The sequence below is a fragment of the Aeromonas sp. 102P genome (assembly GCF_051920345.1).
Taxonomy (GTDB): Bacteria; Pseudomonadota; Gammaproteobacteria; order Enterobacterales; family Aeromonadaceae; genus Aeromonas; species Aeromonas veronii.
The window spans coordinates 366,470-380,181 of the sequence record NZ_JBQBCZ010000001.1 but is presented as its reverse complement, the minus strand read 5'-3'; the positions used below and the strand labels follow the sequence as shown (position 1 = coordinate 380,181).

The following is a 13,712-nucleotide window of genomic DNA, read 5'->3' as shown; positions in this document are numbered from 1 at the left end:
CTCGGAAGAACCAAGGGTTAGACGCGAGGTTATTTCAGGCTGGCGTAGAAGGCCGCCAGATTGTCGATATCCGCATCGGTCAGCGGCGCCATGAAGGGGTCCATCAAGGGCTCTTTGCGGGTGCCATCCTTGAACGCTTTCAACTGTTTCACCAGATAGGCGGCATTCTGACCCGCCAGATGGGGATAGTTGGGGATCATCGCCTTGCCTTCCACGCCGTGACAGGCGGCACAAACCGCCGCTTTGGCTTTGCCGGCTTCAATATCGGCAGCCTTGGCCTGATGACCCCACGCCAGTGCCAGCAGGGGCAGGGCATATACCCATTTTTGCATCTTCTTCTCCTTGAATTGAAAAATGATGGTCGCCAGTTAGCGCAAGCATGGCTGACGGCAGTATAAAGAGTGACACGAGCATACGCAGGGACGAATGGCACAACCATGAAGTTGATCAACACTTTTGCGACCGAGCTGCCCTGGGCCTGTGAACCCGTGGCCCCCCAGCCGCTGCAGCAACCCCGGTTGCTTCATCTCAACCGGACTTTGCTGGATGAGCTGGGATTGGGAGGCGTCAGCGAGGCTGACTGGATCGCCTGTTGTGGCGAGGGAAAAGTGCTGCCCGGTATGCAGCCGGTAGCGCAGGTCTATGCCGGCCATCAGTTCGGGGGTTATAGCCCCCGGCTTGGGGATGGCCGCGCGCTGCTATTGGGTGAGCAGCAGGCGCCTGATGGTCAGCGCTGGGATCTGCACCTGAAGGGGGCAGGAAAGACGCCGTTTTCCCGCTTTGGCGACGGCCGCGCTGTATTGCGTTCGAGCATTCGCGAATATCTCGCCTCCGAGGCGCTCCATGCTCTCGGCATCCCGACCACCCGTGCGCTGGTATTAGTGGGGAGTCAGGAGCCCGTTTATCGCGAACAGGTGGAGACGGGGGCGACCGTGCTGCGCACCGCCCCCAGCCACTTGCGATTCGGTCATATCGAGTATTTCGCCTGGAGCGGGCAGGGGGAGAAGATCCCGCTGGTTATCGATTATCTGCTGCGCCACCACTTCCCCGAACTGGAGAGTGGTGCCGAACTGTTTGCCGAAGTGGTGCGCCGCACCGCGCGCCTGATTGCCAAATGGCAGGCGGCGGGCTTCTGTCACGGGGTAATGAATACCGACAACATGTCGCTGCTCGGCCTGACGCTGGATTACGGCCCCTACGGCTTTATCGATGCCTACGTGCCGGACTTTGTCTGCAACCACTCGGATCCGGCGGGCCGCTACGCGCTGGATCAGCAGCCTGCGGTCGGTTACTGGAATCTGCAAAAACTGGCGCAGGCGCTGGCTGGCCATGTAGACGGTGATGCGCTGGCTGCAGCGTTGGCCCAGTACGAGCAGCAGCTGATGTTGCACTACTCCGAGTTGATGCGGGCCAAGCTCGGACTGGCAGTGTGGGAGGAGGATGACCCGGCTCTGTTCCGCGAGTTGTTCCGGTTGCTGGCGGCCCACAAGGTGGATTACCACCTGTTCCTTCGTCGTCTCGGTGAGGTAACGCAAGAGGGGGCGTGGCCTGCGTCTCTGCTGGCCCTGTTGTCTGAACCTGGTGTTTGGCAGGCGTGGCTGGAACGCTATCGGGCGCGGCTAATGCGCGAAGGCAGCGAGGATGCCGTGCGCAAGGCGCAGATGGATGCCATCAATCCCAAGTATGTGCTGCGTAATGCGCTGGCCCAGCAGGTGATAGACGCCGCCGACGCAGGGGATATGCAGCCGTTCGAACGGCTGTTCGCCGCCTTGCAGCACCCCTATGATGAACAACCCGAATATGAGGGTCTCGCCACCCCGACTCCGGCATGGTATTGCGGTGGTGAGCTCTCCTGCAGTAGCTGAGAGACAGGGAATGAGTTGGCAAATCAAACAGGTAGATAGCGAAGCTGGCGTAGTGACGCTGGATTGTCCGGCACTCGACTGGGACACGTTTCCGCTGTTGGCGCAGGTCTTGCTGCGAGAGTGGGAGCTGCAGCCGCTCGAGCAGGATACGGGAGCCGACCGCCATAGCTGGTTGCTGGAGTTTGAAGGGAGCCAGTTTCGGCTGGAGTACGAACACTACAGCGGCTGCTGGCTGGAGGCGGTGCGCCCGGCGGATCGGGAGGCGCTGCTCTGGCTCGCCAGACAGCACAAGGCGTGACTATCGCCCACAAGGCCTGCTCTGCGGCTGGCCAACCTGGACAAGCGTAATCGCATAAAGATTGAACTATCGGTTTTGGGGCGTATAATCTCGCCCCTCGATTATCGCCAATGGTGGCGATATGGGTTCCCTAACCCCATTAACCAAAAAGGTCACAAGATGAATCTGACCCCTGCGCAGTACCAAACGGCGCTCGTTCGCCTGTCGTTGTTCCACATCCTGATCATTGCCAGCAGCAACTATCTGGTGCAACTGCCGATCACCGTGTTTGGCTTCCACACCACCTGGGGCGCGTTCAGCTTCCCGTTTATCTTCCTGGCCACAGACCTGACGGTGCGGATCTTCGGTGCTGGTCTGGCACGCAAGATTATCCAGACCGTGATGCTGCCTGCGCTGGCGGTCTCCTATGCGCTCTCCGTGCTCTTCTTCGAAGGGAGCTTCCAGGGCGTGGGTCATCTGGCCGAGTTCAACCTGTTCGTGGCGCGTATCGCGCTGGCCAGCTTTATGGCCTATCTGGTAGGGCAGTTCATGGATGTGGTGGTGTTCAACCGCCTGCGTCTGCTCAAGCAGTGGTGGATTGCACCTGCGGCCTCCACCCTGTTCGGTAATCTGGTTGATACCATCGCTTTCTTCAGTGTGGCCTTCTGGCGCACCACAGATCCCTTCATGGCAGAGCACTGGGTCGAGATCGCAACCGTCGATTACGTATTCAAGTTGCTGATAAGCCTTGGTTTATTCGTGCCGCTCTACGGTGTCTTGCTGCGCTACCTCAGCCGCAAGCTGGTGGGCGAGGCCGGATTATCCAGCCTGCAAACGGCCACCCGGCAAGCCTGACGAGATTGACCACCCTTCGCGGTGGTCAATTTTTTTGCACTTTCTGCAAATAGCGCTTGCCTAGTTAAATGAGAATGATTATTGTTAACTTGTTTTCCGGGAAAGACTTCATTCGTTCCAACGTGATGGACTTCTTGTGAAGGCACGACATTGCTCACATTGCTTCCAGTTAAGGGCCAGTTTATCTGGCCCTCTTTTTTTGTCATTTTTCAGCAAGTTGCAGGCATAAAAAAACGGGAGCCAAGGCTCCCGTCGTCACGCTGTTTGTGGCTTACTCGATATCGAGTGCCTCGGGGGAGAGGATCACCCCTGTGGTATCGGCGTAGAGGTGGTCGTCAGGCAGGAAGGTCACGCCACCGAAGTTGACCGGCAGATCGGTCTCCCCCACATCCTTGCTGTCGGCACCGACCGGAATGGCTGCCAGTGCCTGAATGCCGATATCCAGATCTTCCAGAATATCGACTTCGCGGACGCAGCCGTAGCAGACAATCCCTTCCCAATCGTTCTCGGCCGCCGTGGTGGCGATGTCGCTGTCGATCAGAGCGCGGCGCATGGAGCCACCGCCATCGATCAGCAAGACGCGTCCCAGTCCGTTCTCTTTGACGAGTTCACGGATCAGACCATTCGATTCGAAGCATTTGACGGTGGTGATGACGCCGCCGAAAGAGGCGCGGCCGCCGAAGGAGCAGAGCATGGGTTCAAGCACATCCACCATGTCCTGATAGATGTCGCACAATTCAGAAGTATTGTATTCCATAGTGTCAAATCCACGGCTGGAAACAGGTGCAACCAGTATAAGGAGTGGGTGTGGCATTTCAATGAATATTCCTTGCACAGATCACCTGTCGCCGCTTTTCTGCATAAGCTCAATGCAGTTCACTGCCAGTTTGCGAGAGGTCCATCGTGCTTATCCGTCATAAGTTGATCCTGAATACCGTGCTGGTTGCCGTTGCCATGCTGGTACTGAGCGGCCTGTTTATCTACTCCAGCCAGGTGCACCGTCACCTGACTGAAGCCCAGCGCAATATCGACCAGCTGGAGATCGCCATGCTCAACCTGCGGCGGGCCGAGAAGGATTTTCTGATCCGTAAGGATATGACCTTCGTCGAGCGCTTCAATCAGGGGCTGTCAGATTTTCACCAGCACAATCGGGAGCTGGTGACCGATGACAATCTGGCGGCTGTCGAGGGGGAGCTGACCAGACTGGATCAGCAGATCAGCGGTTATGGCAAAGCCTTCAACGATCTGGTGGCCCAGCAGAAGAAGATTGGTCTGGGGCCGGAGGAGGGGCTCTATGGCAAGTTGAGGGCGGCGGTGCATGAGGTGGAGAATGGGCTCAAGCAGCTGGATCAGCAGGGGTTGCTCATCACCATGCTGCAGCTGAGGCGGGCGGAGAAAGACTTCATGCTGCGCTCCGACATCCAGTATCTGGAGCGTTTCGAGACCTTGCACAAGAGTTTTCAGGATAGCCTTGCCACTTTGCCGGAGGCGGATCGTGGGAAGCTGGAGCAGGCCAGCAAGCAGTACCGGCAGGACTTTGTGGCGCTGGTGCAGGGAATGCAGATACTGGGGCTGAAAGAGGATGAGGGGCTGCGCAACCAGATGCGGGATCTGGTGCATCAGACCGAACAGGGGTTTGCCGCCGTCGATCAGCACATTATCGCTGAGCTGGAGCGGCAGAGCGCTCGCCTCAACAGCCTGATGCTGGTCTGTGGCGGTGTGATTGTGGTGCTGATCGGCATCATGAGCGTGTTGCTGGGGCGCAGCATCGATCGTCCCATTACTCAGGTGAATGACACCGTCAACCGTATTCGTCAGGATAATGACCTGCGCTTGAAGATAGAGCTGCGCGGGGCCGATGAAATGGCCCAGCTGGCAGGCAATCTCGACGTGATGCTGGGCGGGTTTCGCAACCTGATTGGCGATGTGAAGCAGAGCGTGCACACCCTGACCGAAGCGGCTGATCACCTCTCGGCCAACGTCAAGCGCACCAGTGAAGGGGCGGCGCGCCAGCTGCAGGAGACCGACATGGTGGCGACCGCGTCCACCGAGATGGGCTCCACCATCGAAGAGATCGCCCGCAACACCGAGCAGGCGGCCAACAATGCGCAGGCGACCAACAACAAGGCGATGGAGGGGCGGGCTGCGGTCGAGAATACTGTCGAGCAGATCCGCTCGCTGGCGGGCAATCTGGAGAGTTCATCCCGCGAGGTGAGCCAGCTGCAAAAAGAGAGCGAGACCATCGGCTCCGTGCTCGATGTGATCCGCGGCATTGCCGAGCAGACCAACCTGCTGGCCCTCAACGCAGCCATCGAAGCTGCTCGGGCAGGAGATCAGGGGCGTGGTTTTGCGGTGGTGGCCGATGAGGTGCGCAATCTGGCCATCCGTACCCAGAAATCGACCCAGGAGATTGCTGGCATCATCAGTTCGCTGCAGAAACAGACCGGCAGCATCGTCGAGGTGATGGCGACCTGCCGCGAGCAGGGCAACCGCAGCTCGGATCAGGCCAGTACTGCAGGGGAGTTGCTGGGGCAGATCACTCAGGATGTTACCCACATCATGGATATGAGCACCCAGATTGCGGCAGCCATCGAACAGCAGAGTCTGGTGGCCAACGAGGTGAACCGCAACGTCAACAACATCCGCGACATCGCCCAGGAGTCGAGCATCATGGCGGAGGAAAATGCGAGATCCAGCGAGGGCCTCAACGAGCAGGCCCAGCTGCTCAACAAGGCAGTGGCAAAATATCGGGTTTAGTGAGCAGACTGGCATCCTTGTGAGGTTTTTGCACCAGAGTGGCAATGATTTGATCGTAATGGCTGTTATTGGGGTAATTCGCTCATATAATCGCCGCCACTATGATGATTCGGAAGGATTCGATGGCAAAGTTGCTGGTGGCCGTATTCGGGCTGCTCTGTTCCTGTCTGGTGTTGGCAGGTTCGGCGCCCCAGGCTACCCCACTCAAGCCCGGTATGGAACCGCTGCTCAGCTGGTTCAACGGGGCCTTTACGAGCCGGGAGCAGGCCAGTTACGACAGCCGCTTTACCAGTGCCGAGCTGCGCCTGATGGAGATCTGGCCCGGCTATCAGGGCTATCGCTGGGTCTATGCCGAGCAGTATCTGAGCATGCGCTCCATTCGCCCCTTTCGTCAGCGCATCTATCGCTTCTCACCCGCCCCTGACGGGCGGATCCTGATGGCAGAGCTGACCATGCCCCGAGCCACCGATTTTGCCGGTGCCTGGCATGATCCCGCCCTGCTCGACAGTCTGACCCCGCAGCAGCTCTCCTTGCGCCACGGTTGCGAGATCTGGCTGACACGCACTCCCTCCGGCGAATATGCCGGTCACACCCGGGTGGGCCATTGCTCCACCGATTTTGGAGGTGCCACGACGCTGGTGCAGCATATCTGGATTGGCCCCGATAGCGTCAGATTGCTGGATCGCGCCTATGACAACGCAGGGAGCCCGCGCTGGGGCAGCCCTGGTGAGGGGTATGTTTATTTGCGTCGTTCCAAAGGATTTGGCCAGTAGGGGAGAGTGCGTCTGGCTGCGGGAACATGAAGGATGAAAAACAGGGATCGTAAAAAAGGCGCCCATTGGGCGCCTTTTTCAGAATTCTTCAGAAGTAAAATTACTTCTTGGTGGTCATCGCACCGAAACGCTTGTTGAACTTGTCTACGCGGCCGCCGCTAGAAACTTCTTTCTGCTTGCCGGTGTAGAACGGGTGGCACTCGGAGCACACGTCCAGGTTCAGATCTTTACCGATGGTAGAGAAAGTGTTGATGACGTTACCGCAAGAGCACTTGGCGGTGATGGCTACGTAGTCAGGATGGATACCAGCTTTCATGGACAACCTCAATTAATAGGCCGTGTCGCCATCCGATCTCTTGTCGGACACCACACGATTGTTGAACACAGTTTCAAAGGCTGCGAATAATATAGGAAATGCCTGAGATCAGGCAAGTGGCTTCGCAGAAAAAATAGGCAACCCCTGGTGAATTCTTCCCAAACGCTGGATCTGGTTCGTGTCGCTGTCCCGGTACCGTTACGCCGTCACTTCGACTATCTCTCTCCCCTGCCGTTACCTGCCCCCGGTTGCCGGGTCGAGATCCCTTTCGGTCCCCAGACCCTGGTCGGGCTGGTGGTGGATCATCCGGCTGACAGCCAGGTGCCCCGCAACAAGCTCAAGCCCATCAAGCGCGTACTCGATGCGACGCCGGTGCTGGGGCCGGATATTTTGGCGCTGATGAACTGGAGCGCCAGCTACTACCAGCATCCGCTGGGGGAAGTGCTGCCCCACGCCCTGCCGGTGCTGGTGCGCAAGGGGGAGCCTGCCGCTTATCGTGAACTGGAGTTCTGGTTTGCTACCGAGGCTGGCATGGCCATCGACCTTAACGAGCTCAAGCGGGCGGCCAAGCAGCAGCAAGCGCTCGCCTTGCTGCGCAAGGGGCCGCAGACCCCCTCCGCCCTCAAACAGGAGGAGATCCAGAGCGCAGCTCTCACCGCGCTGGAGAAGAAGGGGCTGCTGGAGAAGCGTTCGCTGGAGCCGAGCCACGATGGCGATTGGGCTGCCCGTTTCGAGCCGGGGGAGGGGCTGCGCCTCAACGGCGAACAGGCGCTGGCTGTCTCTGCCGTTACCAGCCAGAGCGACAAGTTCGGTGCCTTCCTGCTGGATGGCATCACAGGCTCCGGCAAGACCGAGGTTTACCTGAGCATCCTCGAGCCCTTGCTCAAGGCGGGCAAGCAGGCGCTGGTGATGGTGCCGGAGATCGGCCTCACCCCGCAGACCATCAACCGCTTCCGCCGCCGCTTCAACGTGCCGGTGGTGGCGATGAACTCCGCCATGAGCGACAGGGAGCGGCTCGATGCCTGGCTCGCCTGCCGCGACGGCGGCGCCGCCATCCTGATCGGCACCCGCTCTGCGGTGTTCACCCCGTTTCACAACCTCGGCATCATTATCATCGACGAGGAGCACGACGGCTCCTTCAAGCAGCAGGACGGTTTTCGCTACCACGCGCGGGATCTGGCGGTGATGCGGGCTCATCGTGCCGGTATCCCCATCCTGCTTGGCTCGGCCACCCCGTCACTGGAGACATTGCACAACGCTCGCACTGGCAAGTATCACCACCTCACCCTGACTCGCCGCGCCGGCAATGCCCAGACCGCCCGTCAGGTGATCCTGGATATCAAGAACGTGCGACTGCAGGCCGGGCTTTCCCCTCAGCTGGAGCAGTTGATGGCGGAGCATCTGGCGGCGGGCAACCAGGTGATGCTGTTTCTCAACCGCCGCGGCTATGCCCCGGCCCTGATCTGCCACCAGTGTGGCTGGAGCGCCGCCTGCGAGCGCTGCGATGCCTGGTACACCTGGCATCAGGCCGGGCGACGGCTGCACTGCCACCACTGCGACAGCGTGCGCCCGCTGCCCCATCACTGCCCCGAGTGCGGCAGCAACGAGCTGATCGGCTCCGGGGTTGGCACCGAACAGCTGGAGCAGCTGCTTAGCACCGTTTTCCCGCAATATCCGGTGGTGCGTATCGATCGGGACAACACCCGTCGCAAGGGGGAGCTGGAGACCCACCTCGGTGACATCAAGGCGGGCAAGTACAAGATCCTGATCGGCACCCAGATGCTGGCCAAGGGCCACCACTTTCCGGATGTGACGCTGGTAGGGCTGCTGGATGTGGATGGCGCCCTGTTCAGTGCCGATTTTCGCGCCGCTGAGAAGCTGGCCCAGCTCTACACCCAGGTGGCGGGTCGTGCCGGTCGCGCCAGCAAGCCCGGGCTGGTGGTGTTGCAGAGCCATCATCCCGAGCACGCCCTGCTGCAGGATCTGACCCAGAACGGCTATGGCCACTTCGCCGACACGGCGCTGAAAGAGCGCCGCCTGCTGGGGCTGCCGCCCTTCAGCTATCAGGGACTGTTCCGCGCCGAGGCCAACGGTCGTGACGAGGTGCAGCTGTTCCTCAGCCGCCTCGCCGATACCCTGCGCAGCGCTCACTATCCCCATGTTCAGGTGCTGGGTCCCATCAGCGGCTTTATGGAGCGCAAGGCGGGCAAGTTCCGCATGCAGTTGCTGGTGCAGGGGCCGAACCGGGCTCCACTGGCCCAGCTGCTCGATTGGGCGGTGAAGGAGCTGGAAGGGTGGTCCGAGACCAAGCGGGTACGCTGGAGTCTGGATATCGACCCCACCGAGCTGAATTGAGTCAGGTTCTGGTCGCTGACGGGCTTCGTCCGCGACCGGGTTTGCCATGCGGGTGCCGGTTTCAGACCCGCAGGTCGATCTGCTGCACCCAGCCGCCCTTGCCCTGCTCGGTCACATAGAGACCGGACTGGCGCAGCACCCCCTGATTGCCGCTTTCCCCCAGATGGTTGAAGGGGGTGTCGAGGGGATGGAGCAGGATGGCGCCGATCCCCAGCTCCACCAGAGCGATGGGGGAGTGTTCCGGCTGCCAGAACTGCAGCGCCGAGAACTGGCTATCCCGCTCGTCCAGCACCCCGTTGCCATCCTCATCCAGGGTTGCCAGCTCGCCAAAACCGTTGCCGGAGCGGGCCCCGAACAGCTCGCCGCCGTCATCTATGGTGCCGTTGCCGTTGCGATCCAGCGCCACAAAGCCGCTGCCTTCACTCAAGCCCGGCAGGCTATCCTCTTTGCCATCCTGATCAATGTCGAACTTGACCCGGGCGTCGGTCAGGCCGGCAATTTTTCCATCCAGACTGAGCACCAGTGGATCCTTGAGGGCATTGAGGGTAGTGCGGCGCTTGCTGATATCGAGCTGGCGCCAGTCCAGCACAAAACCGAGATCAAGTTGCAGGCTCTGGCCATCCTGAGTCTCTATGCTGGCCGAGGCGACTACGTTGAGCTGCTCCTTTTGCAGCAGGCTGTCGGTTACTTCCACCAGTTGATCCGGCTCGGCGGCGGGTTGACTACTGTCGCCCGTCGGGGAGTTCACCCCCTCCGCGCTCTGGTCGGTCGGTTTGATCGGATCCGGCAGCTCTATCTCGTGGCCCAGCATCGCCTCGATCATCAGCTTGATCAGCCGCTGGCGGTTATCCAGCCCATCGTCGGGAATACCATCCTGCTCTTTGCCGACGTCCGCTGCGGGCGGGGCGGGAGGTGTTGCCGCTGGCTGGCTGGCGGCGGATTGCCTCGCGGTTTGCAGTGTCAGGGCGCTGGTGAGGGTCAGGGTGCTGCTGCGTTCGCCGGCCACTGCCGCGTTGTTGCCTTCCGGTGGATTGACGACGGGTGGCACTGGCCCGAGGTTGCGCACCTTGCGGCTTTGGGCCTGTTGTTGCCGGTATTGCACCTCCCCCTGGAGGTCGTAGTGATCGATGCGCATACGTTCGCCCTCGGCGCTATACATCTGGTCAGTTATCGACCAATTGATGAGCAGGGCTTAACACCAAATCGGACTAATCAGGGAGGTGGTTAGTACTAGGTTGCAAGGTGGTGACGTGGCAGGATGGCAAGAGATTGGATGGTGGCGCAGTGGTTGAACATTTTCAGGTAGCGCTGCGCACTCTGGCTGACAAGCGGCATCGGTGAGGATAGGGAGAATTACATGAGAAATTGTCTGGTGATGGACGTGGCAGTCTATGGTGGATTCCTGTCTGGTGCCCCTTGCATCAATGATGCTGAGGGCTGCACTCATGCGTAACTGTCTGGTGATGGGAGCGGCAGGATATATCGGTTCCTATCTGGTACCCCACCTGCAAACGCGGGGCTACAGGGTGATTGCCGGGGCGCGCCGTCCCTGCCGCTTGCCTGAGGGAGTCGAGTTTCGCCTCGCCGACAGCCTCAAGCCGATCACCTTGCTGCCTGCGCTGGCGGACATAGATACCGTCTTCTATCTGGTGCATGCCATGGGGGCGGGGGCCGATTTTCACCGGCTGGAGCAGCAGGGGGTAAAGAATTTTGCCGCCGCTGCCCGCGCCGCCGGGGTGCGCCGCATCATCTATCTCGGGGCGATCCAGCCCGAGCAGTGCAACAGCCGCCATCTCAACTCCCGCCGCCACTGTGGCGAGCTGTTTCGTGACTCCGGCGTACCGACGGTGGAGCTGCGCGCCGGCATCATCATCGGGCCCGGTTCGGCGGCGTTCGAGGTGATGCGGGATCTGGTGTTCAACCTGCCGATGATGGTGACGCCCAAATGGGTGCGCTCGCGCACGCCGCCGATAGCGCTGTCCAACCTGCTTCACTATCTGGGTGGGCTGGTGGAAGCCGACGAGGTGGATGGCCGCATCTTCAATGCGGTCGGCCCCGAGCTGCTCAGCTATCAACAGCAGTTGCAGAAGTTCGCCGCCCATATCGGCAAGCGCTGCCCCATCATTCCCATCCCGTTTCTGAGTCCGCGCCTCTCCGCCTGGTGGCTGCAGTTTGTCACCTCGGTGCCACAGCCGGTGGCCAAGGCGCTGGTGGGGGGTCTCAAGCACGATATTCCAGCCGATGACGGCCCGCTGCGCGCCTTGCTGCCGCAGACCCTGCTCAGCTTCGACGAGGCGCTGGCGGAGAGTCTGGCGCTGGAGCAGAAGCTGGGTGCCGAACAGCAGGGGCAGGAGACGCCGCTCGGCCTGCGCTGGCGCCATCCCGAATATGGTTTCTACGATCGCACCGCCAGCGGCGAGGCCATCTGCCTAGCCTCTCCCGAGGTGGTGTGGCAGGTGTTGCAGCAGCTGGGGGGTGAGCAGCGCTACTTCTACATGAACGAGCTGTGGGTGGTGCGCGAATGGATGGATCATCTGATCGGCGGCCCGGCCCGCACCCGTGGCCGCACCAATCCCGATCGCTTCGTGAAGGGTGATATGCTCGACTCCTGGCAGATTCTCGGGGTGGATGAGGGGCGCAGGCTCGATCTCTTGTTCAACATGAAGGCCCCGGGCGTCGGGCGGTTGGAGTTCAACATCCTGCCGGAGGAGTCCGGGTTGACCCGCATCCGGGTCACCGCTCACTGGCACCCGCAGGGCGCCTGGGGGCTGGCCTACTGGCTCGCCATGCTGCCGTTCCACCTCTTTATCTTTCAGGGGATGACCGAAGCCATCGCCCGTCAGGCCGAAGCGAGGGCAGGTATCCCGGTGATGGATTAACCCCTCTTCACATCATTCCCGCTGATAGAGTGCCCCGTTCGGGGCATTTTTTATGCGGCGGCCATACCCTGTTATGGCAGATAGTGGTAGGCGTCTCATGGCAAAGGCTGGCATCATGCCGCGGTCTTGTTTACCGCGGATAGATAATCAGTCAGAAAAAGAAGGGATTATGAAGAAAAAACCGTCAATTTTGGGGGGCGCCTGCATCATTGCCAGCGTCTGCGTGGGGGCCGGCATGCTCGGTCTGCCGAGTTCGGGGGCGGGGGCCTGGACCCTCTGGTCGGTGCTGGCGCTGACCGTCACCATGGTGATGATGACCCTCTCCGGCTGGATGCTGCTGGAATCCTTCCAGCACCACGATATGCGGGTCTCCTTCAATACCGTGACTCGCGAGCTGCTGGGGGAGAAGCTCAATCTCCTCAACAACCTCTCGGTCTACTTTGTTGGCGGCATTCTGCTCTACGCCTATATCACCTCCTCCGGTGCCATCCTGCAGGGGATTCTGGGGATCGACAGCAAGCTTGCATCCGTGCTGTTTGTGGCGCTCTTTTCTGCGGTGGTGTGGCACTCGACCCGCGCCGTTGACCGTATTTCGGTGGTGCTGATCGCCTTCATGATCCTCAGCTTCGCCCTCGGTGTGGCCGGTCTGCTCGGCAGTATCAAGCTGCCGACCCTGCTCGATCTGGCGGGCAGCGAGAGCCGCTATGCCCCCTATGCCATGGCGATGTTGCCGGTGGCACTCACCTCGTTCGGCTATCACCACTCGGTGGCCTCTCTGCGTGCCTACTACCAGAACGAGCAGCAGGCCAGATGGGCCATTCTGGGGGGAACCCTGATCGCGCTGGCGCTCTACGTGCTCTGGCTGCTGGGGATTTTCGGCAACCTGCCCCGTCAGGATTTTGCCCCCGTGATTGCCAAGGGGGGCGATGTGAGCGTGCTGCTCTCCGCGCTTTCAGGGGTGATCGAATCGGAGAAGGTGGCCAGCGCCATCAACGGCTTCTCCATGGCGGCCATTCTCTCCTCCTTTATCGGGGTGGGGCTCGGGGTGTTCGACTATCTGGCTGATCTGTTCAAGTTCGACAACAGCCGCGCCGGTCGCTGCAAGACCTGGGCGGTCACCTTCCTGCCGCCGCTGGTGCTCTCCCTGCTCTTCCCGTTCGGCTTCCTGCTGGCTATCGGTTATGCCGGTGCCGCCGCCACCATCTGGACCTGCATCATCCCGGCATTGCTGGTGCTGCGGACCCGGGCGCGGGCCGAGCGGGGCGAAGTGACACCCCATTTCGTCACCCCCGGCGGCAAGCTGATGGCCTGGCTGCTGATCCTGTTCGGATTGGCGACCGCGCTGTTCCACTTCCTGTCGATGGCAAATCTGTTGCCGGTCTATCTGGGCAACTGAGTCAGGTCTACAGCACTGACAGAAAGGGCGGCAAGGCCAACTTGCCGCCCTTTTTGCTCCATTTTTACCCCACATAGCAGGATCTATAACTAAAGTGGTAGGTGTGGATGGGGTAAGGTGCTGAAATAACTGGTCTGATCTGGCTGACGGCAGCATGATCTGCTGGGCATGCCCACCGCTTTCTTTTATGATCCCCGCCCTTCTGCGTGCCCCCTGTCGGCACCTCATTTGCACCAACC

Annotated in this window: 12 protein-coding genes; 8 read left to right on the top strand and 4 right to left on the bottom strand. The window is 60.5% G+C overall.

The annotated features are described in order from the left end of the window. Positions 1–29 precede the first annotated feature (29 nt). Positions 30–332 carry a c-type cytochrome gene (locus ACTG1K_RS01885; protein WP_005340687.1) on the bottom strand — a complete coding sequence of 101 codons (303 nt, stop codon included), beginning with the start codon at positions 330–332 and terminating at the stop codon, positions 30–32. A 105-nt stretch (positions 333–437) separates the two neighbouring features. On the opposite strand from ACTG1K_RS01885, the gene ACTG1K_RS01880 reads away from it, so the two are divergent. The 3 genes from ACTG1K_RS01880 (at position 438) to ACTG1K_RS01870 (ending at position 2,997) form a co-directional block, all read left to right on the top strand. Then, complete coding sequence (locus tag ACTG1K_RS01880; protein WP_440004745.1) at positions 438–1,865, top strand: protein adenylyltransferase SelO; 1,428 nt, start codon at positions 438–440, stop codon at positions 1,863–1,865. A gap of 10 nt (positions 1,866–1,875) precedes the next feature. Beyond that, a complete protein-coding gene (locus ACTG1K_RS01875) occupies positions 1,876–2,163 on the top strand; it encodes a DUF3630 family protein (protein WP_110304281.1) in 288 nt (95 codons plus the stop codon). A 159-nt stretch (positions 2,164–2,322) separates the two neighbouring features. Next, positions 2,323–2,997 (top strand): 7-cyano-7-deazaguanine/7-aminomethyl-7-deazaguanine transporter, encoded by a 675-nt coding sequence (locus tag ACTG1K_RS01870; RefSeq protein WP_005340680.1) that lies wholly within the window; start codon positions 2,323–2,325, stop codon positions 2,995–2,997. 271 nt (positions 2,998–3,268) lie between these two features. Here the strand turns inward: ACTG1K_RS01870 and rraA are convergent, their stop codons facing one another. Then, positions 3,269–3,754, bottom strand: a complete 486-nt coding sequence (gene rraA / locus ACTG1K_RS01865; protein ID WP_005340678.1) for a ribonuclease E activity regulator RraA — start codon at positions 3,752–3,754, stop codon at positions 3,269–3,271. Between the two features lie 146 nt (positions 3,755–3,900). On the opposite strand from rraA, the gene ACTG1K_RS01860 reads away from it, so the two are divergent. Both ACTG1K_RS01860 and ACTG1K_RS01855 read left to right on the top strand, forming a co-directional pair. Then, a complete protein-coding gene (locus ACTG1K_RS01860; RefSeq protein ID WP_368150112.1) occupies positions 3,901–5,754 on the top strand; it encodes a methyl-accepting chemotaxis protein in 1,854 nt (617 codons plus the stop codon). A gap of 122 nt (positions 5,755–5,876) precedes the next feature. Beyond that, positions 5,877–6,527 (top strand): chromophore lyase CpcT/CpeT, encoded by a 651-nt coding sequence (locus ACTG1K_RS01855; protein ID WP_069527634.1) that lies wholly within the window; start codon positions 5,877–5,879, stop codon positions 6,525–6,527. A 100-nt stretch (positions 6,528–6,627) separates the two neighbouring features. On the opposite strand, the gene rpmE is transcribed toward ACTG1K_RS01855, so the two are convergent. Continuing rightward, positions 6,628–6,843 (bottom strand): 50S ribosomal protein L31, encoded by a 216-nt coding sequence (rpmE, locus tag ACTG1K_RS01850; protein WP_005340673.1) that lies wholly within the window; start codon positions 6,841–6,843, stop codon positions 6,628–6,630. Positions 6,844–6,990: 147 nt separating this feature from the next. Here rpmE and priA point away from each other — a divergent pair, with 147 nt between their 5' ends. Beyond that, positions 6,991–9,198 (top strand): primosomal protein N', encoded by a 2,208-nt coding sequence (priA, locus tag ACTG1K_RS01845; RefSeq protein WP_440004744.1) that lies wholly within the window; start codon positions 6,991–6,993, stop codon positions 9,196–9,198. 61 nt (positions 9,199–9,259) lie between these two features. Here priA and ACTG1K_RS01840 read toward each other — a convergent pair whose 3' ends face one another. Continuing rightward, positions 9,260–10,357 (bottom strand): hypothetical protein, encoded by a 1,098-nt coding sequence (locus tag ACTG1K_RS01840; RefSeq protein ID WP_440004743.1) that lies wholly within the window; start codon positions 10,355–10,357, stop codon positions 9,260–9,262. Positions 10,358–10,643: 286 nt separating this feature from the next. Between ACTG1K_RS01840 and ACTG1K_RS01835 the strand changes: the two genes are divergently transcribed. Both ACTG1K_RS01835 and ACTG1K_RS01830 read left to right on the top strand, forming a co-directional pair. After that, positions 10,644–12,077 (top strand): DUF2867 domain-containing protein, encoded by a 1,434-nt coding sequence (locus ACTG1K_RS01835; protein ID WP_101530388.1) that lies wholly within the window; start codon positions 10,644–10,646, stop codon positions 12,075–12,077. A 169-nt stretch (positions 12,078–12,246) separates the two neighbouring features. Further along, positions 12,247–13,473 carry an aromatic amino acid transporter gene (locus ACTG1K_RS01830; RefSeq protein WP_005355439.1) on the top strand — a complete coding sequence of 409 codons (1,227 nt, stop codon included), beginning with the start codon at positions 12,247–12,249 and terminating at the stop codon, positions 13,471–13,473. The last annotated feature ends 239 nt before the right edge of the window (positions 13,474–13,712 follow it).

What these genes read in the sequence shown, in the direction of transcription:
- ACTG1K_RS01885 (WP_005340687.1), bottom strand. Translation starts at nt 332, where the DNA reads ATGCAAAAATGGGTATATGCCCTGCCCCTGCTGGCACTGGCGTGGGGT.
- ACTG1K_RS01880 (WP_440004745.1), top strand. Translation starts at nt 438, where the DNA reads ATGAAGTTGATCAACACTTTTGCGACCGAGCTGCCCTGGGCCTGTGAA.
- ACTG1K_RS01875 (WP_110304281.1), top strand. Translation starts at nt 1,876, where the DNA reads ATGAGTTGGCAAATCAAACAGGTAGATAGCGAAGCTGGCGTAGTGACG.
- ACTG1K_RS01870 (WP_005340680.1), top strand. Translation starts at nt 2,323, where the DNA reads ATGAATCTGACCCCTGCGCAGTACCAAACGGCGCTCGTTCGCCTGTCG.
- rraA (WP_005340678.1), bottom strand. Translation starts at nt 3,754, where the DNA reads ATGGAATACAATACTTCTGAATTGTGCGACATCTATCAGGACATGGTG.
- ACTG1K_RS01855 (WP_069527634.1), top strand. Translation starts at nt 5,877, where the DNA reads ATGGCAAAGTTGCTGGTGGCCGTATTCGGGCTGCTCTGTTCCTGTCTG.
- rpmE (WP_005340673.1), bottom strand. Translation starts at nt 6,843, where the DNA reads ATGAAAGCTGGTATCCATCCTGACTACGTAGCCATCACCGCCAAGTGC.
- ACTG1K_RS01840 (WP_440004743.1), bottom strand. Translation starts at nt 10,357, where the DNA reads ATGTATAGCGCCGAGGGCGAACGTATGCGCATCGATCACTACGACCTC.
- ACTG1K_RS01835 (WP_101530388.1), top strand. Translation starts at nt 10,644, where the DNA reads ATGCGTAACTGTCTGGTGATGGGAGCGGCAGGATATATCGGTTCCTAT.
- ACTG1K_RS01830 (WP_005355439.1), top strand. Translation starts at nt 12,247, where the DNA reads ATGAAGAAAAAACCGTCAATTTTGGGGGGCGCCTGCATCATTGCCAGC.